Annotated in this window: 16 protein-coding genes; 10 read left to right on the top strand and 6 right to left on the bottom strand. The window is 42.6% G+C overall.

The window, feature by feature from the left end; translation table 11 throughout:
• Nucleotides 1-206 precede the first annotated feature (206 nt).
• Nucleotides 207-4,361, bottom strand: coding sequence for a hybrid sensor histidine kinase/response regulator transcription factor (locus FHW88_RS26830; protein WP_176628646.1), 4,155 nt, complete (start codon nt 4,359-4,361; stop codon nt 207-209).
• A 270-nt stretch (nt 4,362-4,631) separates the two neighbouring features.
• Here FHW88_RS26830 and FHW88_RS26825 point away from each other — a divergent pair, with 270 nt between their 5' ends.
• The 6 genes from FHW88_RS26825 to FHW88_RS26795 all read left to right on the top strand — a co-directional run bounded on the left by FHW88_RS26825 (nt 4,632) and on the right by FHW88_RS26795 (nt 12,321).
• Complete coding sequence (locus FHW88_RS26825; RefSeq protein ID WP_090533203.1) at nt 4,632-5,519, top strand: helix-turn-helix domain-containing protein; 888 nt, start codon at nt 4,632-4,634, stop codon at nt 5,517-5,519.
• A 489-nt stretch (nt 5,520-6,008) separates the two neighbouring features.
• Complete coding sequence (locus FHW88_RS26820; RefSeq protein ID WP_176628645.1) at nt 6,009-7,655, top strand: alpha-L-fucosidase; 1,647 nt, start codon at nt 6,009-6,011, stop codon at nt 7,653-7,655.
• Nucleotides 7,656-7,660: 5 nt separating this feature from the next.
• On the top strand, nt 7,661-9,613 hold the full coding sequence (locus FHW88_RS30065; RefSeq protein ID WP_218117308.1) for a glycoside hydrolase family 97 protein: 1,953 nt from the start codon (nt 7,661-7,663) through the stop codon (nt 9,611-9,613).
• A gap of 53 nt (nt 9,614-9,666) precedes the next feature.
• Nucleotides 9,667-10,935 (top strand): L-fucose:H+ symporter permease, encoded by a 1,269-nt coding sequence (fucP, locus tag FHW88_RS26805; RefSeq protein WP_090533208.1) that lies wholly within the window; start codon nt 9,667-9,669, stop codon nt 10,933-10,935.
• A gap of 18 nt (nt 10,936-10,953) precedes the next feature.
• Nucleotides 10,954-11,970 carry an aldo/keto reductase gene (locus FHW88_RS26800; RefSeq protein ID WP_176628644.1) on the top strand — a complete coding sequence of 339 codons (1,017 nt, stop codon included), beginning with the start codon at nt 10,954-10,956 and terminating at the stop codon, nt 11,968-11,970.
• Nucleotides 11,971-11,985: 15 nt separating this feature from the next.
• Nucleotides 11,986-12,321: an L-rhamnose mutarotase gene (locus FHW88_RS26795; RefSeq protein ID WP_176628643.1), complete on the top strand. Its 336-nt coding sequence runs from the start codon at nt 11,986-11,988 to the stop codon at nt 12,319-12,321.
• Nucleotides 12,322-12,564: 243 nt separating this feature from the next.
• Here FHW88_RS26795 and FHW88_RS26790 read toward each other — a convergent pair whose 3' ends face one another.
• Nucleotides 12,565-13,542, bottom strand: a complete 978-nt coding sequence (locus FHW88_RS26790) for a glycoside hydrolase family 43 protein (RefSeq protein ID WP_255485454.1) — start codon at nt 13,540-13,542, stop codon at nt 12,565-12,567.
• A gap of 194 nt (nt 13,543-13,736) precedes the next feature.
• On the opposite strand from FHW88_RS26790, the gene FHW88_RS26785 reads away from it, so the two are divergent.
• The 4 genes from FHW88_RS26785 to hemN all read left to right on the top strand — a co-directional run bounded on the left by FHW88_RS26785 (nt 13,737) and on the right by hemN (nt 18,463).
• A complete protein-coding gene (locus tag FHW88_RS26785; protein ID WP_176628754.1) occupies nt 13,737-14,924 on the top strand; it encodes a PAS domain-containing sensor histidine kinase in 1,188 nt (395 codons plus the stop codon).
• Nucleotides 14,921-15,973 (top strand): response regulator, encoded by a 1,053-nt coding sequence (locus FHW88_RS26780; RefSeq protein ID WP_176628642.1) that lies wholly within the window; start codon nt 14,921-14,923, stop codon nt 15,971-15,973. Before FHW88_RS26785 ends, FHW88_RS26780 begins: the two co-directional genes overlap by 4 nt.
• Nucleotides 15,974-16,055: 82 nt before the next feature.
• Nucleotides 16,056-17,093 carry a 2-hydroxyacid dehydrogenase gene (locus tag FHW88_RS26775; RefSeq protein WP_176628641.1) on the top strand — a complete coding sequence of 346 codons (1,038 nt, stop codon included), beginning with the start codon at nt 16,056-16,058 and terminating at the stop codon, nt 17,091-17,093.
• A 5-nt stretch (nt 17,094-17,098) separates the two neighbouring features.
• Nucleotides 17,099-18,463, top strand: a complete 1,365-nt coding sequence (gene hemN, locus FHW88_RS26770; protein ID WP_176628640.1) for an oxygen-independent coproporphyrinogen III oxidase — start codon at nt 17,099-17,101, stop codon at nt 18,461-18,463.
• A gap of 64 nt (nt 18,464-18,527) precedes the next feature.
• On the opposite strand, the gene FHW88_RS26765 is transcribed toward hemN, so the two are convergent.
• The 4 genes from FHW88_RS26765 to ccoG form a co-directional block, all read right to left on the bottom strand.
• Nucleotides 18,528-20,303 (bottom strand): hypothetical protein, encoded by a 1,776-nt coding sequence (locus tag FHW88_RS26765; protein WP_176628639.1) that lies wholly within the window; start codon nt 20,301-20,303, stop codon nt 18,528-18,530.
• 61 nt (nt 20,304-20,364) lie between these two features.
• Nucleotides 20,365-21,051, bottom strand: a complete 687-nt coding sequence (locus FHW88_RS26760) for a sulfite exporter TauE/SafE family protein (protein WP_176628638.1) — start codon at nt 21,049-21,051, stop codon at nt 20,365-20,367.
• Nucleotides 21,048-21,467 carry a FixH family protein gene (locus tag FHW88_RS26755; RefSeq protein WP_176628637.1) on the bottom strand — a complete coding sequence of 140 codons (420 nt, stop codon included), beginning with the start codon at nt 21,465-21,467 and terminating at the stop codon, nt 21,048-21,050. The genes FHW88_RS26760 and FHW88_RS26755 overlap by 4 nt, the downstream gene beginning before the upstream one ends.
• Nucleotides 21,468-21,471: 4 nt before the next feature.
• On the bottom strand, nt 21,472-22,845 hold the full coding sequence (gene ccoG / locus FHW88_RS26750) for a cytochrome c oxidase accessory protein CcoG (protein WP_090533228.1): 1,374 nt from the start codon (nt 22,843-22,845) through the stop codon (nt 21,472-21,474).
• Between the last annotated feature and the right edge of the window lies 1 nt (nt 22,846).

The following is a 22,846-nucleotide window of genomic DNA, read 5'->3' as shown; positions in this document are numbered from 1 at the left end:
CTAAATTTAACAAAAAGACCCCAAAAGCATCAAGTTAAACCAATAGCAAAATCAGGTAAATCGTTTTAAAAAATAATAAATGCGATTTCGCACACAACTAAAGCTAAACCAGCCCTCTTCTTTGGAAAGGGTTTAGGTGAGGCCATAAGCGGCAAATTTTAAAAGCGATTTCCTTACGGTAAAACCGGCTGAAGGCTTATAAAACGCTATTTGTTCTTGTTGCTGACATACGCAGATGGAAGGCAATTAAATTCGGCCTTAAAGCATCGTACGAAGTACTTTTGGCTTTTAAAGCCTACTTTGTAAGAGATCTGTGATATAGTTAATTGTGAATTCTCAAGCAACTGTGCGGCACGTTTGAGGCGGATGGTACGGATCAGATCTACGGGAGATTTTCCTGTTAAAGCCAACGCTCTTTTGTACAGGGTTACGCGGCTCACAAATAATTCGCTGCTCAATTCCTCTACCGAGAATTCGGCATTGTCAATGTTTTTTTCGATTATTTGTACCGCTTTTTTTATAAACGCTTCATCAAGTGATTCGGTTTCTACTTCAGTTGGGGTAACGTCAAGCTGCTTTTGATAAGTTTTACGCATATCTTGCTGCATGGCCAATATGTTCTTTAATTTAGAAGTCAGAATCTCGAAATTAAAAGGCTTGGTCAGGTAATCATTGGCGCCGGTTTCAAGCCCTTCCAATTGCTGTTCTTCATCTGTAACAGCCGTAAGCAACACAACCGGTATATGTGATGTACGTTTATCGTTTCGTATTTTCCGGCATAAATCAATGCCATTCATTTCCGGCATGCTGATATCGCTGACTACCAGGTTAGGGTGAAGGGCCAGGGTTTTTTGCCATCCTTCCTTTCCATTGGCAGCCTCGATAATGTTGAAAGTATCATTTAAATTGTCTTTCAAATAAAAACGGAAATCCTCATTATCTTCAACCAGTAAAACAGAAAGCTTCTTAATTGAATTGCTGCCTCCCGCCTGCACCCAATCGGGGTTTTCGGATACTGCTGTCCGGGGGAAATCAGGTTCATTTATCGATACTTCTTCCTCTGTCACTAAATCAACAGGTAAAAGTATAGTAAAATAACTGCCCTGGCCGGGTTCACTTTGCACTGATATTTCACCGTTGTGCAGCTTTACAAATTCTTTGGTTATTGACAGCCCTATACCACTACCCTGGTTAACCATAGAGCCCGGCACCTCGTTTTGAAAAAAGCGCTCAAAAATTCTGTCCTGCTTATCTAACGGAATTCCAATACCCGTATCAATAACCTTTATCTCAAGCTGTCGCTCTTCAGGCGCTTTTTCAACCATCGCCAGTAAAACACTTATATGCCCGCCATCAGGTGTAAACTTAAAAGCATTGGAAAGCAGGTTGAAAATGATGCGTTCGATTTTATCGTGGTCAAAGTTGATAATCAGGTTTTGAATTTCCGAATCGAATACCAGCCTGATATGTTTTTTCTCAGCAACATCCGAGAACGAATAAACCATTTCCTTAATAAAATTGATAATATCACCACTCCGTGCATGCAGCCTAAGTTCCTGCACCTCCATTTTCCTGAAATCAAGCAACTGATTTACCATATTTAGTAACCGTTTGGCATTGCGGTTAATTAATTGCAACTGATTTCTCTGCTCTTCGGCCTCGGTTTGCTTTAAAATCTTATCAACAGGCGCCATTATCAATGATAAAGGGGTCCGGAATTCATGGCTTACATTGGTGAAGAACTTAATTTTCATCATATCAAGTTCATGCATACGCCTGGCCTCCTGCCGCTCATTTTCAATTAACAATTTAGCCTCGCGTTTCTCCTTTTCGATTTCAAACTGCCTTCTTATTTTTTGAATTCCGCGCCGGCGCATAAAAAATAGGATCCCAAATAAAAGTAATATATAAATAAAATAAGCTATTGTCGATTTCCAGAACGGGGGCAATACCTTAATTTTTAATGTGATATAATCAGGGTCCCACCGCCCTTCCTGGCTAATCGCCCTTACTTTAAAAGTATAATCGCCCCCATCAAGGTTGGTGTAGGTGGCTTTTCTCGTAGCATTATCGGCATCAATCCAATCCTTATCAAAGCCTTCCAACATATACTGATGTTTTACTTTGTTGGGATTAAAGAAATTAAGTGCGGCAAACTCAATGGTAAACACATTTTCATTGTGTGTCAGCGTCAGCTCGCGGGTAGCCGAAATAGCTTTTGACAATACCACATGTCCGTTAACTTCTTCATTAGCCTTGATACTTTTATTATAGAGCAAGAAATCAGTAAAAGTTAGTTTAGGTTTATTGATATTGGCATGTATAGCTATGGGGTCGAAAATATTGAAACCATGCCCGCCGCCAAATATGAGTTCGCCCTTGCGGGTTTTGAGCCCTGCCTGATCATTAAATTCCCGGCCTTGCAAACCATCCGTTTCATCAAAATTCTCAAACCTGAAAGCGTAAGGAGCCTTTTGGGCAATAAGCGTTACCCTGCTTAAACCATTAGCAGTACTCAACCACATTCTTCCTTTGCTATCTTCCAGTATTTGCAATATGGCATTATCTGGTAACCCGTTTCGCTTGGTTAACGATGTGAACTTGTTGGTTTCGGGATTAAGAATGCTTAACCCGTAGCGTGTAGCTATCCAGATCAAGCCGCGCCCGTCCTGGTTAATGCAGTTAATAGTATTACTAATCAAACTATTTGCATCATCTTTATTTATGCTGTAATGGATAAACCTGCCTGTATTTTTTAAAATCACATCGATACCAAAGTATCCTCCAACCCAAATATTGCCTTTGCGGTCTTCAAACAGAGCAGAAACGTAAAGGCACCTGATATCTGTTTGTTTAAAGGGACGGGAAAATTTCTTTTTTTCTCTGTCAAATATCTGGAGCCCGGCTGCAAATGTCCCTATCCATAACGTATGTGATGAATCTTCGAAAATACTCATCACCCGGTTATCGGCAAGGCTCCCGGCTATCTTATCGTCATGTTTATAGTGGGTAAACGTTTGTCCGTCAAAGCAATCCAGGCCGCCAAAATATGTCCCTATCCACAATTTTTGATCATGGTCGACACATAAACTGACAATAATATCATTGCTGAGACTGTTTGCATTTCCTGGTTCGTACTTATATTGTTTAAAGCTGCCGGTTTCACGGTTAAAATAAATCAATCCTCCTCCATTTGTACCAATCCAAATGTTCCCATTTTTATCTTCAACAAACTTGTTAGCATCTTCGAAACCCAAACTTTTAGGGTCTGAGGCGAAGTGCCTGTACAATGGGAACCGGATAATATTTTTGTGATAATAACTTACTCCTTCTTTAAAGGTGCCTGCCCACATAATACCCGAATCGTCCTTATAAAGGTTGATAACGCTGTTTTGACTTAATGATTTGGCATCATCTTCCCTGTTCAATAAATAGGTAAATGTGAAAGTTTTTTTATCTAACAAATTTATACCGCCGTGGTCGGTCGCTATCCATATTAACCCGTCATCAGCCTGGATAATGTTGCTGATGATATAAGATTTTAATTTGAGCCCCGAAGGTTCGTTAGCGATAGGCCTGAACGCCCTGCTTGAGGGACTGTAATAATACGCGTTGGCGTAAAAACCAGGTGTGTAAAACCATAAATCGTTATCCTTATCAACAGTAATGGCGTAATATGCATCTTTACTATTAACAGCTTTATTAAAAATATCTGTGCGGTAGGAAATTTTATTTTGACTGATATCAAACTTTTCAACCATTCCGTTACGGTATACCAACCAAAGGTTGCCGGCAGCATCCTGAGTTATGTCTGAAATGAGATTTGAATATAATGATACGCTTGAACGGTCGTGATAATACCGACGGGTTGTTTTGTTGACTCCATTATACCTGTAAAGACCGGAATCCGGGCACAAAAGCCAAAACTCGCCCTTACCACCGTGAATTATTTTAGATACGTTAGGATATCCAGGAACCTTTAACGAGCTCGTCATTACCGACATATCACTGTCAAACTGCTCCGTTTCCGGATTATAAAAACAATATCCTCCGCGGGTTGACACCCATAATTTTTTGCCGGGTCCTTCAAAAATACCGCTTACAAAATCATCGTTAAGTGACTTTTTATTATTAGCGTCGTGCTTGAATATTTTAAAACTATAGCCGTCATAACGGTTAAGGCCTGACGCGGTCCCAAACCACATAAAACCTTCAGAATCTTTAAAAATGCAGTTAACCTGGTTGTGAGACAAGCCATTGCTTCTGTTGAGCTGCGAAAACTGGTATTTGCCATTTTGCGCAAAAGCAACACGAAACGTCAACAACAATATAAGCACGCTTAGTGATAATTTATATCTCATAGCTTAGGAGTATTCATAAAAATAATCAATAAAAGACAGTGTTTGGTAAATATCGAATTTTAATATGCAAAGCAAGCCTGTTAATGCCTGGTATTAATGCAAAGTTTTGAGATATTCCTTCTTTATATTGGTTGATTCAAACCTACAGTAAGCCGCCATCTAAAAACTTAATTAAAATGGACTTTTTGTTGTAAAAATCCGACTTTACTATATTTGAGATATTCATATGCATTTAGGGATATCAATGCAATTTGCATATTTGTGATTCAGATGATCAAAAGAAATTTAAAACATACTTTCTCGCTCCTCAACGTTGACTATGTGAAGCTCAACTCCAAATGGAATTACAGGAATGTGATCAGTCCTTACTACCGTATTTATTATATAGATGATGGAGAAGGTGAAGTATCAGATGCCGCCAGTTCGTTAAAGCTTGAACCAGGCTATCTATACATTATTCCAAGTTTCACGCTATGTAACTTAGGGTGCAGTGATTATCTGGGCCAGTATTTTGTTCAGTTTTTTGAGGATTCGATAGATGGAAGTTCGCTTTTCGCTAACCACAGGGTTATATTGAGAACAAGGGCCACCGAAATGGATATCAACCTTTTTAACAGACTGCTTGAAATTAACCCGGGTAGAGGAATTAACCGGTCAGACAATCCCAAGGTATATGAAAAAGATATCTACTATAAGGAATATCAGGAACTTAATAATCAACAAAACACTTCCGTGTACCTGGAAACCCAAGGTATCCTGATGATGTTAACCGCAAAATTCCTTAACCCACAATTATTTAAGCATCCAGAACATAAATCTATACCCGTTAAAATTGCAGAAACCTTAAATTATATCCTTGTTAATTTACACATGGATCTAACTGTGAACCTGCTGGCTTCCCGGGCAAATCAAAATGTCGATTATTTTTCAAGGCAGTTTAAGCAGCACACAGGAACCAGGCCGTTGAATTATATAAATGAAAAACGAATTGAACGTGCACAATATTTGATGGCAACAAGCAGAATGGCTTACTCAGAGATCTGCACACAAACCGGGTTTGATAACCTTTCTTATTTTTCCAAAACTTTCAAAAAGCTAACCGGTATGTCGCCCAGCGAATATAAAAAACAGATGTACCAGGTTGGCTTCAATCATTAGTATCCTTATGCTTATCATTGTCGCTTTTTTCACCAATAATGCTGCAAATTGAGGATAGCATGGTCTGAAACAGCCAATGCTTCCATTTTTACAATCCTGTTCCCAAGCTTTCTTTCACTACGCATCCTGACATGGCGTAAACAAACGCTTAATTTCCATTATTTGATAATCCTCAATAAATAAGCTATTTATAGTCAAACCTGAAAGATAATTTGATTTAAGTAGCATCCGATCCTTTTATCAATCTTAACTTCAATAGTAATATTAACCGCTCAAAAGTCGGTTTTGTATAAAAAAAAGTCCCATTAGGTCAACTATTTAAATATTATTTCAAAGAAATTTGATTGATGATCAATTACTGACCGGCGTAAACTGAATTGCTCATCAACCAATTATAAATAACGATATATAGAAATTTACTTAAAGGCCTGGCTACTCGTTGCACAGCTGATCCAGACAGGTACTTTTTCAAAACTTCCAAACTCAATTATGAAAAGAAGAACATTAATAAAAGGCATGGCCACGGGGCTCTCGTCTTTGTATTTGTCAAAGGCTTTTGGCAGCAGTTTGCTGCAAACTAATTCAAACGCCGCAATTGCTTCGGGGCCTTTTAAACCCAGTTGGGATTCATTGACTCAGTACCAGGTGCCGGACTGGTTTCGCGATGCCAAGTTCGGGATGTGGGCGCATTGGGGCCCGCAGTGCCAGCCGGAACGCGGTGACTGGTATGCACGCGGTATGTACCAGGAAGGCAGCGACCAGTATAAATATCATGTTCAAAAATATGGGCATCCTTCCAAATTTGGTTTTAAAGACGTTATTAACGAATGGAAAGCCGAAAATTGGTACCCAGATGAATTGGTTGGCCTATATAAAAAAGCCGGCGCCAAATATTTTATGGCACTGGCCAATCACCATGATAATTTTGACCTTTATGACAGCAAATACCAGAGCTGGAACTCTACTAAACTTGGCCCCAAAAAAGACCTGATAGGCGGCTGGGCCAAAGCAGCTAAAGAGCATGGTTTGCCTTTTGGCGTAACCGTACACGCTTCCCACCCCTGGACCTGGTACGAGGTTGCCCAACGTGCAGATAAAACCGGTCCGTTGGCAGGTGTACCTTATGACGGCAAGCTTACCAAAGCTGATGGTGCAGGTAAATGGTGGAGTGGCTATGACCCACAGGAACTATATGCACAAAACCATCCTTTAAGTAAGGACAGCCTTGATAACAACAGTATGGGCAGCCATTGGGACTGGGGCAACGGCGCAAGCGTGCCCAGTAAGGCTTATTGTGATAAGTTTCTGAACCGCACCATTGAACTGATAGACAAATACGGCCCAGAACTGATTTATTTTGATGACACAGCCCTGCCCCTTTGGCCGGTAAGCGACGCCGGTTTAAAAATAGCGGCGCATATGTACAATACCAGCATTAAAAAGCATGGAAAACTGCAGGCCGCACTATTTGCTAAAGTATTGAATGAGCAGCAGCGTAAATGCATGATATGGGATATAGAACGTGGCCAAAGTAACCAGATAGAACCTTTACCATGGCAAACCGATACCTGTATTGGCGGCTGGCATTATGACCGGCGGATATTTGATAATAAGGGCTACAAAAGTGCCAAAACAGTGGTACATACCCTGGTTGATATTGTAAGTAAAAACGGTAACCTACTTTTAAACGTTCCATTACGGGGAGACGGAAGTATCGATAGTGAAGAACGTGCAGTTGTTGAGGGCATAGGTGCCTGGATGCAGGTTAACAGCGAGGCTATTTATGGTACCCGCCCCTGGACTGTATTTGGAGAAGGCCCGGCGACAGATTCGGCTGCCCCCATCAACGCGCAGGGCTTTAATGAAGGCAAAGGCAAACCATTCGGAGCCGAAGATATCCGGTTTACTGTAAAAGGCAAAACCCTTTATGCTACCATGCTGGGTTGGCCAACCGGGAATGAAGCCATTGTTAAAAAGTTAGCAAAAGGCAATGAAGCAGGCAATGTAAGCAGTGTAAGCTTGCTCGGAAACGGCAAGTTGAGTTTTGAGCAGACTGAGGCAGGTCTTAAAGTAAAATTACCTGAGCAGGCGCCCGGTAAAGATGCGTTTGTTTTAAAAATAGAAGGAGCTGTTTAATTTATATGATGAACCTGAAAACTTGTTACGCCCTGATCACTGCCGTTTCACTGGCAGTTCCCTCTTTGGCGCAAACTTTTAAGCTGGTATCGCCGGATAAAAAAACCGTTGTGGAAATAAACAACACCAGCAACCTGCAATATGCTGTTTCCAGCAATGGTTTAACAATCGTCCACCCGTCATCACTCGGTTTCGAGTTTAAAGATGAACCGGCTCTCGGAACCGGCATGGCCGTAACCAGCCATGTGGAGCATTCTGTTAATCAAACGTGGGCGCCAATAGTAAAAGCTAAACACAGCATTGTAACCGACCATTACAATGAATTGGAATTATCACTGGTAGAAAAATCGGCACCAATGCGCCGCATGAACATATGGTTCAGGGCTTATAACGATGGTGTTGCATTTCGCTACCAGTTGTTCGGGGCTGATAAAATCGGCGACCGGCAAATAGTAAAGGAGCTAACCACTTTTAACTTACCGGCAAAAGCAAAAACCTGGGTTGCAGACTATGGCAGTTATACATCTTCACAGGAAACTGAATTTCAACCGAAAAACCTAAACCATATCACAGAAAAAACAATTGCGGGCTTACCTTTGCTGGTAGAATTAGATCAGCATCATTATGCGGCTTTTACTGAAGCCAATATTGATAACTATCCGGGATTTTATATAGGATCCTCAAAAACTGACACTGGTGCTACCGACAAAATCAGCCTGATCACCAAGCTATCGCCCTTGCCCGGTGAAAATGAGAATGGTGTTAAAGTACGCTTCACTAATAATTTGTTTACACCCTGGCGTGTAGTGATGCTGGCAGGTTCGCCTGGTAAATTAATTGAATCGGAACTGATACAAAACCTGAACCCGCCTAACGTATTAAAAGATCCCAGCTGGATCAAACCAGGCATGAGCGCCTGGGATAACTGGTGGAGCGGAGACGTAAAAGTAGACATGCTGACCATTAAAAAGTATATAGACCTGGCCTCGAAAGAGCGTTGGCCTTACATGCTTATTGACTGGCAATGGTATGGGCCATTTAACAAGCCGGAAGCAGATATTACCAAAGTGGCCCCGCAATTAAATATGCCCGAGATTTTAGCCTATGCTAAAGCCAAAAAGGTTAAATGCTGGCTTTGGTTATATAGCTCGGATGTTAACCGGAATGACAATTTTGAAAAAGCGTTTCCGATTTACGAAAAATGGGGCATTGCAGGTATAAAAATTGACTTCATGGACCGCGATGACCAGCAAATGGTGAACTGGTACCGTCGTATCATCCAAACGGCTGCAAAATATCATTTGATGGTTGATTTTCATGGTGCATTTAAACCCGACGGCATCGAGCGGACCTATCCCAACATGGTAACCAGGGAAGGAGTTTTGGGAGAAGAATATTCAAAATTTTCGACCAGGATAACAGCCGGGCATAATACCACACTCCCATTCACACGTATGCTGGCCGGGCCAATGGATTATACTCCCGGCGGATTCCTGAATGTAAAGAAAAGCGATTTCAGAAAGGGAAGCCCTACCCAGGTAATGAACAGCCGATGTGCCGAGCTGGCAAAATTCGTGATCTACGAAAGTCCGTTTATGGTTTATTGCGATGCGCCTGAAAACATTTTGGGCAAGCCCGGAGCCGATTTTTTAAACGATATACCAACCGTTTGGGATGATACAAAGGTACTCGGCGGTTACCCGGGCCAATATGTCATTATTGCCAAAAGAAGCGGGAAAGACTGGTATATCGGCGCGATGACAAACGATTCTGAAAGAACTGTACAATTGAAAATGGATTTTTTACCGGCGGGTAACTACACGTTATCATCATGGAGCGATGTGTTATCATCTCCTCAAGACCTAACCCGGTCTGAAAAAAAGATATCGGCTAACTCGGTGATCAACGTCCATATGGATACAGCAGGCGGATGGGCAGCTAAAATAACTGCCCAGTAATTAATTGAGAACCTTTAATCCGGCATACAAAAGTTTAATACAATGATCAGATCATGACAAAGAATAAAACTCTTTTTCCATTTATATTAATAACCAGCCTATTCTTTCTGTGGGGGTTTGCACATAACCTCGACCCGATATTGATACCTCACTTAAAGAAGTCGTTTACGCTTACCACAGTGCAGGCTACGCTGGTGGATTCCGCGGTATTTATTGCCTATTTTTTGATGGCTTTACCGGCAGGTTTCATCATGAAAAAATACGGCTACAAAACAGGCATCATCACCGGCTTGCTTGTTTTCGCGGTTGGCTCCTACCTGTTTATACCGGCCGCCAATACGCAACAGTACACGTTTTTCCTGGTAGCTTTGTTTATCATTGCCTGCGGATTAACCATTTTAGAAACCGCAGCCAATCCTTATGCCTCCTCATTGGGTGATCCGTCAACTTCGATACAGAGGCTTAACTTTGCACAATCATTTAACGGGCTTGCTGCCACGCTGGCTCCGATAATTGGCGCACGTATTATATTAACCAAAGGTTATACAGCAGCACAATTAAGTGCCATGACAGAGGAAGGCCGAAAACTTGCACTGGCCGCCGAGGCTTCTTCTGTGAAAACACCTTATTTTATATTAGGTAGTGTATTGGTGTTCATAGCGATACTTTTTGCATTTACGCGGCTGCCCCGGATCCAGCAACACGAGGGACATGCTGCCAGCAAAAATATTTTCCACGCCTTGAAGCATCGTCATTTGGCTTGGGGTGTGGCCGCTCAGTTTTTCTATGTGGGTGCCCAGGTTTGTGTGTTCAGCCTGTTTATTCTTTACGCCACAAAATCTGCCGGCATCACAGAAGTAAAAGCGGCAGATTATTTGGGGTTATGTGGTTTTGCATTCCTGATAGGCAGGTTTATTGGTACTTTCCTGATGAGGTATTACAGCTCGGCTGTTTTACTTGCAGTTTATGCGGGTATCAATATTTTGCTATCCGCAATCGCCATTTTTGGTCACGGCATGATCACGGTTTACACAGTAATTGGGATCTGTTTCTTCATGTCAATCATGTTTCCAACCATTTTTGCCCTGGGTATAAAAGATTTAAAAGCTGATACAGAATTTGGCAGCAGCCTGATCATTATGTCTATTGTCGGTGGTGCTGTTTTACCAAGGATATTCGGTTATATCAGCGATGTAACTGGCAATATTCAAAATGGTTATGTGGTACCGTTGGTATGCTTTGCGGTGGTGGCCCTTTTTGGATTAAAAGGACATCGTGTAAAAGTGGGGCCGGAAAATGTACCGGCTTCAACTATCCTTTAACAATTCTCCATTTTCAATATGCAGAAAATTAATTTACCTAAAGTAATTTTTGGAACCAGCGGATTAGGAAATTTATATGTAGCACTTCCGGACGATGTTAAATGTGCTATTGTTGCCGAAAGTATCAGGCATTCTCCTAAACCGGCTGTATTTGACTCAGCAGGGAAATACGGCGCGGGGCTCGCGCTTGAATCATTGGGAAAGGCTTTGGCAATACTAAATGTCTCCCCATCGGAGGTACTGATCAGTAATAAATTGGGCTGGCTGCGTACGGAGTTAAAAAACCCCGAACCTTCTTTTGAACCGGGTGTTTGGCGCGACCTGAAATATGACGCCGTTCAGCGAATAAGTTATGAAGGCATCCTGGAATGTTATGAACAGGGAAATGAGTTGCTGGGCAATTATCGTGCACAACTGGTATCTGTACATGATCCTGATGAATACCTTAATGCAGCAAAAGATAAACAGGAACAAGCACAACGCTATCGGGACATATTGGAAGCCTACCGTGCGCTGAATGAATTGAAACGGAATGGCAAAGTAAAAGGTATTGGTGTAGGTTCGAAAGACTGGCGGATCATCAAAAAGATAACGCAGGATGTAAAATTGGATTGGGTAATGATCGCCAATAGCATGACAATTCATAGCCATCCGCCAGAATTAATTGAATTTATGCAGGAGCTTGAAAAGCAAGGAACTTTGATCATTAATTCCGCCGTTTTTAACGGCGGCTTTTTAACCGGGTCTGATTATTATAACTATCGGTTAACGGATCCGGTAAAAGACAAACATTTACATCGTTGGCGAGAGTTGTTTTATGGCTTATGTTCAGATTATAAAATAAAACCGGCGGATGCCTGCGTGGCTTTTGGGTTAAATGCTCCAGGCGTTAAAAGTATCGCCCTGAATACCACAAATCCCGACAGGGTTTCACAAAATGTTTCGCTGGCTTCATTAAAGATCCCAACACAATTTTGGAAAGAAATGAAAGAATATGGCTTAGTTGACGAATCATACGCTTCCGCTTATCTGTAAAAATTAAATATCACTATGAAAAGATACTGTTTGGCCCTCGATTTAAAGGATGATCCGCAATTGATAGCGGAATATGAACATTGGCATAAGGCTGAAAATAGCTGGCCGGAAATACGCAAAAGCATACTGGACGCGGAAATTCTTGATATGCAGATCTATCGCACGGGAAACCGGTTGTTTATGATCATGGAAACGAGCGACCATTTTGAGTCGAAGAAAAAAGAAGAAATGGACGCGCTAAATCCTAAAGTACAGGAATGGGAGCAACTCATGTGGCTATTTCAACAACCACTACCCTGGGCAAAAGAAGGAGAAAAATGGGTGATCATGAAACAGATTTTTCAACTTTAAGAACGGATGATATACGGATAATATTGCGAAGAAACAGGGCTGAACGATTCATTGCGCAACGCTCAACCGTCAACATAAGATACTGATTTTAAATAAATTAAAAAAATAACACAACTTCAAATTTCGGGCATACAACGGGAAAGACACAAATCATAGCGGTCTTTCCCGTTTTCAGCTATCGGGTTACTTAGTATTTATGATTTTCGGCTAAGGACTAAACACCAATTTATCGTCAGCACCACATCAGTTAATTATTTTCACTTCGCCGTTAATTACCTCGAATGGTATCCACAAATAACCGGATTTCTCCAGGTCAAGTTTGTTCCACAGATCTCCCATGAAGATAAAACTTGAAGGTTTTCCGTTTACCGGCAAAACATAATTTCCCTGGGCAAAGAATGTTTGTTCTGCATTAGCACCGCTGCAGGGGTTACCTACCTCCTTCCATGGCCCCATGATGCTATCGGCAGTTGCGTAAGATGCCGCATTGGGGCTCCAACCAGAGCACCCCGAAGTGATCAGGAAATATTTGCCGTTTTTTTTGAAAAGTGCCGGGCTTTCGCGGTTTCTGTCGATCAGAATCCGGGTGTAATGTTCCGTTGGCTTCAAATAATCATCTGTCAGCTGGCAAACATGCATAGTGTTGTTACCTTCGGACGAATAAACAACGTAGGCTTTCCCATCGGTATCCTTAAAAAGTGTCATATCACGCAGCATTTGGTTGTTTGGTTTGATACTGCCCAGGTATGTGTATGGCCCCCCGGGCGAATCGCTTATGGCAATACCGGCCTTTGAATCCTGGTAATCATTTCTGTCATTATGGAACCACATCACAAATTTTTTGGTTTTCTCATTGTAAAGCACCTTGGGCCGTTCAATTACCCTGCCAGTATCCAGATCATTTGACGGGTCACCTGTCACAGATCTTAATGCAGTTCCCAGATTTTTCCAATGTTTCAGATCCGTCGACGAATAACATGACACCCCGCCTGCAGGAACCCGGTAATCTTCCCAGCTTTGTCCGGGGACCAGCCAGGTTTTGCCTTTTTTAATTTCGCCAAACAGGTAATATACCTCATTATAATAAAGTACCCCTGCCCCATGAGCATTAATCTGATTTCCATCAGTGTCCTTAAAGTCTCCGCCCGAAATCATGTTTTGCGATCGTGCCTCGTTATTGAAAAACATGGATAAGATCAGGATCAGTACCGTATACTTCATATATTTTGTTTTCTATTTAACATATCGAATAGCGTTTAAAAATAGGTAAAAAAAGGATGGTTGCTCTACACTCAACCATCCTTTTACTTTGTGCCTCACCATAAAAAGTGATTGTGATCACTTTTTATGGTGAGGCACATCATATTGAAGACTAAATCCATTCGTGATCTTTGTCATTAAACAAGGAAACGCTGATGGAGAATGCCGCGCTGCTAAAAGCAATTATTGAAAATGCCATAGACGGCATTATTACCATAAACAGCCACGGAATTATCGAATCTATCAATCCGGCAGCATGTAATCTGTTTCAATACAGCCCCGGCGAAGTAATTGGTAAAAATGTATCTGTTTTAATGCCGCTGCCCGATAAGGAGCTGCACGATGGTTATATAAACCGTTATCAAAACACAGGCAAGGCGCACATTATAGGTTTTGGCCGCGAAGTTAAGGGTTTAAAAAAAGATGGCTCGGTATTCCCTTTCCGCCTGGGGGTAAGTGAAGTACAGTTTTCAGGCCGAAAAATCTATACCGGTTTTATCCATGACCTAACACGCGAAAAGGAGGCAGAGGAAAGATTAAAGGAGTACGCCGTCCATTTAGAAGAGCTGGTGGAAGAGCGTACAATTTCTTTAAAGCATTCGGTAAGCGAATTGCTGCAGGCTAAAGAAGAAGTTAGCCTGTCATTAGAGAAAGAAAAAGAACTTGGCCAGATGAAAAGCCGTTTTGTATCAATGGCCTCGCACGAGTTCAGGACCCCGCTGAGCAGTATCCAATTGTCGGCCATCCTTGTTGAAAAATATGCGCAGGAGTTTAGCAATCCTAACATCAGCAAACACATCGCCAAAATAAAAACGTCGGTAGGTAACCTTACGGGTATCCTGAATGATTTTCTGTCGCTCGAAAAACTCGAAGCCGGCAAGGTCGAGCCCGTATTTACCGAATTTAACCTGGTAAAATTTGGCGAGGAAATAACAGAAGAAATGCAACTGGTAGCCAAACAAAACCAAAATATCATTTATCAGCATACCGGTACTACCAGTGTTTTTAAATTGGATCCCGCACTGTTAAAAAACTGCATCATTAACCTGATCAGCAACGCCATCAAATACTCGGGCGAAAATACCTTTATTGAATTTAACACGGAGGTAGCCAGCAATCAGTTGGTTGTTGTGGTTAAGGATAATGGTATAGGCATCCCTGAAAGTGACCAGAAGCACTTGTTTGAAGCGTTTTTCAGGGCACACAATACCGGCAATATATCAGGTACTGGTCTCGGCCTTAATATAGTGGCGCGCTACGTTGGCCTGATCAACGGCACGGTGCAATTTGAAAGCAAAGTTAATTACGGAACATCATTCACGCTCACATTTTCGCAATCATGAAAAAAAGTATCCTCATTATTGAAGACAATACCGATATAAGAGAAAGCACCGCCGAAATACTGGAGCTTTCCGGCTACCTGGTATTACAGGCCGGTAACGGCAAAATTGGTGTGGACTTAGCTATAAAGCATAAACCCGACCTTATTTTGTGCGATATCATGATGCCCGAGCTTGACGGGTATGGCGTGTTATTCATGCTCAGCAAATCGCCCGAAACGGATAATATACCCTTTATATTTTTAACCGCGAAAGCCGAACGGGTAGACTTTAGAAAAGGCATGGAAATGGGTGCCGATGATTATCTTACCAAACCTTTTGACGACATAGAATTGCTTAATGCCATTGATAGCAGGTTGAGCAAAAAAGAAAAACAACAGGCATTTTTTAGCAGGTCGCTGCAAAAAATAGAGCACCTGGCCATCAATTCGCGCAACGGCGCTGCCGAGTTAAACGCACTGATAGCCAGTCGAAAAATAAGGCAGATAAGAAAAAAACAAGTATTATTTTACGACGGCGATAGCCCGCAGGGAATTTACCTGGTAATGGAAGGCAGCATAAAAACATTTAAACTGGCCGAAGACGGCAGGGAACTGATGACCGGCTTATACAAAGCCGACGACTACCTTGGCGTACATGCCCTGCTGCTTGATGATGCTTATGGCGAAACTGCCGAAGCAACCGAAGACGCGGCCATATGCCTGCTGCCGAAAGATATCGTTTTAACCATGCTTGACCGGTATCCCGACGTTGGACGGCAATTTTTGAAAATACTGTCAAACAATATCAAAGAAAAGGAAGAACAGCTAATCGAGCTGGCCTACCATTCTGTAAGGAAACGGCTGGCACAGGTATTAGTAAGGCTGAACAAGCAAAACGGCGAAAAACAGGAATTTAAAATATCAAGGGAAGAAATGGCATCAATGGCCGGTATGGCTACCGAAACGGTAAGCCGTACGCTTTCTGATTTTAAAGAGGAAGGCCTGATAGAAAAGAAAGGTGCAACCATCAATATAACAGACCTTAACAAGCTGGTAAAAATGAGAAACTGACAAAGGTCATTTTTTTCACTGACCGCACTCATGGTTTTGCCGGTGCCATCCGGGTAGTTTTGTTTAATATAAATGTGCACAGATGAAAGTTGTAGCTTACAGTATCAAGGCGTTCGAAAAGGAATTTTTGGCCAGAGCGAACCAAAAAAAACATGATATTACCCTTATCTCTAACCCATTAAATTCTGAAACCGCGGTTTATGCCGAGGGTAAGGAAGCGGTGGTTGTTTTTACCAATGACGATGTATCTGCCTATGTTATCAACCAACTGGCCGATCTTGGCGTTAAATATATTGCTACCCGGTCGGTTGGTACAGATCATATAGATAAGGAAACAGCAGCTTTGCGCAACATAAAACTGGCCAATGTACCTGAATACTCGCCGCAGGCTATTGCCGAACATACCGTTGCCATGGCACTTGCCCTGAACAGGCATTTAACCGAATCAAATGCCCATAGCCATCTGTTCGATTTCAGGCTGAATGGCCTCATGGGGTTTAATTTATCTGGCAAAACAGTTGGCATTATTGGCCTGGGACATACCGGGCAGGCGGTTACTGCTATCTTTAATGGCTTTGGCTGTCGTGTTATTGGCTATGATCCGATCGTCAAATCAAACTTGCCAGGGGTTGAACAAGTGTCTATGAATGACCTGCTTGCTACCGCCGATATCATTTCATTACATGCCCCCCTCAGCCCTGAAAACTACCATATGATCAATAATGACACCCTTGCTTTGATGAAAGATGGAGTCATGCTCCTGAATACTTCGCGGGGAGGGTTAATTGATACTGAAGCTGCATTACAAGCCCTTGAGGCCGGTAAAATAGGTTATTTAGGACTGGACGTTTATGAAAAAGAAAAGGGTCTGTTTTTTGAGCAGCATCAACATGATACCGATAAGGACCCTTTGCTGGAAAAACTGATGACGTTTAAAAATGTCCTCATCACCCCCCATCAGGCTTTTTTAACCAGTGAGGCATTACAGCAAATTGCTAATCAAACCATAAAAAATCTTGATCAGTGGCAGGCTAAAAAGTGCGTTGGAAATGCGTGTGTGTGTGCAAAAAACTGCAAAGCGACCGGTGAGCTATCAACGGTTGATACTACCAAAGCTTAATATTTATGAAAATCCCTCAGCACCTTATTGATAAATACAACGTTGCTGCTCCCCGTTATACCAGTTACCCTACGGTACCTTATTGGAACACTGAAAACTTCGACGAAGAGGAATGGCGAAAGTCAGTATCGCTTTCTTTTAAGGAGAGTAACGATCGTGACGGGATCAGCCTGTATATTCACCTTCCATTTTGCGAAAGCCTGTGTACCTATTGCGGTTGTAACACCCGCATCACCAAAAACCACCGGGTAGAAGAGCCATACATTAAAGCTGTTTTGATGGAATGGGCCATGTACCTCAATACCTTTGAAAGCAAACCCGTTATCAGGGAAATACACCTCGGCGGCGGCACACCTACATTTTTTAAACCCGAACACCTGGCCATACTGATCAATGGTATATTAAATTCATCAACTATCCATCCCCGGGCCGAGTTTAGCTTTGAGGCGCACCCCGCCAATACAACTGTTGATCATTTACAGGTTTTATACAATCTTGGTTTCAGGAGGATAAGCCTCGGCATTCAGGATTTTGATCCCAGGGTTCAGTTTATCATTAACCGGATCCAGAGTTTTGAACTGGTAAAACTGGTTACCCAGCAGGCACGACGGATCGGGTACACATCCGTTAACTTCGATCTGATATATGGCCTCCCGCTTCAAACCATCAACGGGCTAAAGGATACCATTGCCCAGGTGGCGAAATTAATGCCCGATAGGATCGCTTTTTACAGTTATGCCCATGTACCGTGGATAAAACCCGGTCAGCGCCGTTTTACCGAAAACGACCTGCCAGATGCTAATGATAAAAGAGCTTTGTATGAATGCGGACGCGAATTATTTACAGCGTTGGGCTATCATGAAATTGGTATGGACCATTTCGCCTTGCCCACGGATAGTCTTTACTTAGCCGAACAAAATGGTACGCTGCACCGTAATTTCATGGGTTACACCCATCAATATACCCAATTAATGATTGGTTTGGGCGTATCCTCCATAAGCGATAGCTGGTATGCCTTTGCCCAAAATGTAAAAAAAGTAGAGGAATACCTGCAATTAGTTAATGCCGGCCAGCTGCCGGTATTTAAAGGACATATGCTTACAACCGATGATCTGAGCATTCGCAAGCATATTTTAAATATCATGTGTAACGGCAAAACTTGTTGGAACCATAATGAAACAAGTGAAGCTTTTTTAAAGGGGCTGGAACGTATGCGCCAATTTGAGCAGGACGGGCTCGTTGAGCTAAATTCATGGTGCATTACAGTTACCCCCATGGGTAAACGCTTTTTACGCAATATATGTATGGCGCTTGATGCCCGCCTATGGGCCGATAAGCCTACTACGCAGTTATTCAGTATGACTGGATAAGGCTTTGACAACACCAACTATCAGTTAAACAAAGAAACCGGGATCGATTCCCGGTTTCTTTGTTTTAGATATTTAGTAATTGCAGTTTCTCTTCTGATAAGAGCAGGTCTTTCAGCATCCGCTCCAGGTAATCCTGGGTTTGGTTGCTTATTTGCGGTATTAATTCTTTATAGTATGTGATACCCTGCTGTAATTGGTCTTTAAATTTGAGCAGGTATTTTCCTTTCTTTTCGTTGAGGTTTGCTACATAGCCCGAAATGTCCTTTTTAAGGTAATCGATATAAAGGTTTAACTCATTGATAAACATATTAGGGCGGGTTGTTGCCTCAAGCAAGTTGATATGCCCATAGATATGGCCAACCATATCATCAAGCGTATAAACCCCTGAAAAGAAGGCGATATTTGGTCCGGGACAAATGGTTACTGCCTTGTTTTCCCGGGCTTTCAGGATATCGTTTTTGATATAAGCAGATGCACAGAGCCCTTCGCATAAGCAAACCTTTTCGGTAACAGCATCTATTTGCTTTTTAATTTCAGCTGCCGGAAGCTCACTGTGTTTTAGCTGCTTTATTTTCAAATGCTGGTACTCACGTGATGCTGTGCAAATGGGATGTTCGGTAAACTCGGTATTTGATACCAAATATTTTTTATTGCAGGGACTGCCCGGCCTGCCATTTGCTATTCTGCTAAGTCTTTGCTCTTCGCCCGAGCTTTTGCTGAAGTTATTGAACAGGATACCCAGCGGCGACGACGAGCTTACATAAAAATCATCATGGCCGGCGCCTGCCAATTGTTGTAGCGTATGTTCATCAACATTGGTGGCTTCGGGTACCAGCAGGAACGGGCTGCCCCAACCGGTAGCATCCATTTGATAATGCTCCCGCAAAAAAATATCTTCCTGCATAGTGCCTATCCCACCTTGTACGCTGATCTTTTGCGCCGGGCTGGTCTCTGTAAACCCCCTTTCGGCAAGTGCAGGTTGATAGAGGTCAAGCAGTTCGTGCATCATATTTTCCCTTTTCAGTTTAAACTCTTCCAGGATGGGCCCGAGCAGCAGGCCATCAGTAGCAAAAGCATGCCCGCCGCAATTCAGACCCGATTCAATTCTGAATTCTGATACCCACAGCCCCTTCTTTGCTAAAAACTTTGCCTGGATCAGCGCCGAACGAAAATCGCTCACCTTTAAAACGATCCGTTTACGGAGCTCGTTATTGCCATCAGGATAAAAACACTTAAAAGTTTCCAGGTAACTGTACAGCCTCGGGTTCATGCCCGCCGAAAGTACCACTGATGAACCTAAATCGCTTTCAGCGAAACCTTTTAAAGCGGCAAGCGCGTCGGTATGGGTATCGCCGGTATAATTGCCGTCTGCGTCAAAGTTCATTTTATCAACTTTGGCCATGATATTTACATCAATTGCCCCTTTGTTCATTTTAACACGCAAAAGATCTTGAAAGATCTGTTTACGTTCCCCCTCGGGATACTCGTTCATCAGTTCGTAACCCTGCTTTAAAGGCGAAGCCTCCGGTAGCAAGTTAAAGTAACGGTCGATGTCCATTCCCTGGTTAAATGGCATTTGTTTAAGTTCTTCAAACTGCCTATTTACCAATTCGTTTAATAAATTAAGATAGGCTGTAATCCGTTTTGAACGGCTGTCGGGCCCACTTTTTAAAATAGGCGTAAATGGCAAACCATTTTGAGTTGAATGATACTGCCGCATACGCTCAACGAGTTCATCATCAACAATTGAAACAACGGACGAGATACCGTACCGGGCCACTTTTAGCGGTGTATCAACAGAGTATCCCAAACCTAAAACAGGTATATGAAAGCTGTGCATATAATTAATTTAATATTATGTATTTAGAATAAACATGAGGCTCATCAATGTACCTATGGTGTTACTTACAAATAACGGTTCCGCTGGCCGATGGCGGACTCAGATAAGGAATATCAAGCGCGAGCCCACGCAGTAAAAACCAGACGCCAAGGCATAGCATAAAATAGGGAACCACCCTGTTCATCTTTCTTCGGACGCCCTGGTTAACAAATCCACTGCCAACAGTGACCGCCAGCATTAAAGGCAGGGTACCTAAACCAAACCAAACCATATATTGCACGGAAGCACCCACTGATGAAGTGTTTACCGCACCGATGAGCGCCAGGTAAACAAAACCGCAGGGTAAAAAGCCATTCAGCAAGCCTATGGCTAAATGGCCGGCCCGGTGCTGTAACGCATAAGTAAGCAACGCATTAAAAGGCTTCAGCAGCCAGTTGCTACTGCTTTTGTTACGAATTTTCACCTTCCACAATCTTGAACCGGCCGCCAGCAGGATCAGTATCCCGCTAATGATGCTTACCCCCTGCTGCAAACCTGAAAGCCATAATTGCTTACCGATGAGCCCGGTTATTAAGCCGAGGGTTGCGTAACTTATAGTACGCCCAAGGTTATATACCAACTTATCCCACAACAGCAGCCAAAAGCTACTGTGGTTAACTGGGATAGCGAAGGCGAGCGGGCCGCACATTCCTATACAGTGAACACTGCCAAACAAGCCTATAAAAAAAGCGATTTGACTGGTGCTCATGGTATAAATATTTCTTTGGTGTACAGGTATTTTTTGCCATTGTTTTCCCAATTAAAAACAAGCTGCCACCTACCTGGCTTTACATCAGTCAGAGGGATATTCACATTCCCTGCCAGGTTGCTCTGCAGATTGATATGTTTGTCCATTTTGCCGTCGTCCGGGCGCTTTAAATCTACTGCTCCCTTTACCGGGCCTGCAAACTTTACTAAAAGGATATTGTTGTTAACGCTGATCGATGGCTGTGCTTTATCGCTAAGTACTTGCTTCTCTTTATCATAATCGGCATTAAACGCAAGCCCTTTTTCGTAATAATGCGGATCGACATCGTCGGGCTGCCTGAACATGGCAACGCCCATGGCTACAATGTAACTCATAAAAGCCAGCATGCTTATTACTATTCCTTTTCCCCAGTTCATATGCTTAATCATTTGTGGGTGCTATAAAATTGGTTTTAACAGATTGAACCACCTTGCCGCCAAGCAACAGGTTCAGTTTAATGGTAGTTTTGGCGGCATATATTTTTGATGCAGGGAGCATGACAAAAAACACCGTTTTAGCCGATCCGCCCTTTGCAACCGGTCCGGGCGCCTGGATATAACTGATCTTAACAGCCGGATCATCCGCCCCTATCCTGATCACTCTATCCTGATTGGTTTTATTAATGATTTCGGCATTATAAATATTACTGATGTAGCCGCCCGGCTGTTGCTGATAAAGCATTCCCGCACTGCGCATAACGGTGATATCCATATCGCTCCGACTGAAAATAAAATAACCAAGTACAGCTACCAGCACGGTTATTACCGCGGTATATCCCATCATGCGCCCGGTAAACGAGGGCTTTTCTTTCAGCCTGATCATATTTTCGGAGAAGTAGCCAATCAGGTTGCGGGGCTTTCCTATCTTGTCCATTACCTGGTCGCAGGCATCTATGCAGGCGGTACAGTTGATACATTCAATTTGAGTTCCTTTACGAATATCAATACCTGTAGGACAAACAGCAACGCATAGGCTGCAATCAACGCAATCGCCTTTCAGGTTAAAGGGGTCCGCGTTACGGCTTAACTTGCCGCGTGGTTCGCCGCGCACATCGTCATAAGCTACTACTAAAGTATGCTCATCAATCAATACACTTTGTAAACGCCCGTAAGGGCATATCAATGTGCAAACCAGCTCACGTACCTGGCTGTAAATCAAATAAAATACAATCGTGAATACCCATATACTGATAAAACCGACCCAGTGGGCTGTAACAGGTTCAACAATAATTTTAACAAGGCTTTCGCTGCCGATGATATAAGCAAGGAAAGTGTTGGCTATCAGAAAGGAGACCAATACAAACAAAGCATGTTTGGCTGTTTTTTTGATGATTTTTTCCCGTGTCCAGGCACCAGCGTCAAGCTTTTTACGCTTATTGGCATCCCCTTCTATCCAAATCTCTATCTTTCTGAAAACCATTTCCATAAATATGGTTTGCGGGCAGATCCAACCGCAGAAAATACGGCCGAAAGCAATAGTAAATATTACCACGCAAACCAAAAAAACAAGCGAAGCCAGCATGAACAGAAAAATATCCTGCGGCCAAAACACCTGCCCCAGCAGTACAAATTGCCGGTCTATCACATTGAGCAGCAACAACGGCTGGCCATTGATTCGTAAAAACGGCCCGGCAAAAAAGAAAATGAGATAAAAATAGCTTAACCAGCTTCTCCATTTATAAAACCTGCCTTTACGTACCAGCGGATACATCCACTGCCTTTTCCCGTTTTCTTTTGCCGCCAGTAAACCGTCCATA

This window comes from Mucilaginibacter sp. SG538B, assembly GCF_013376065.1.
Taxonomy (GTDB): Bacteria; Bacteroidota; Bacteroidia; order Sphingobacteriales; family Sphingobacteriaceae; genus Mucilaginibacter; species Mucilaginibacter rubeus.
This window is presented reverse-complemented; position numbering and strand designations above follow the sequence as displayed.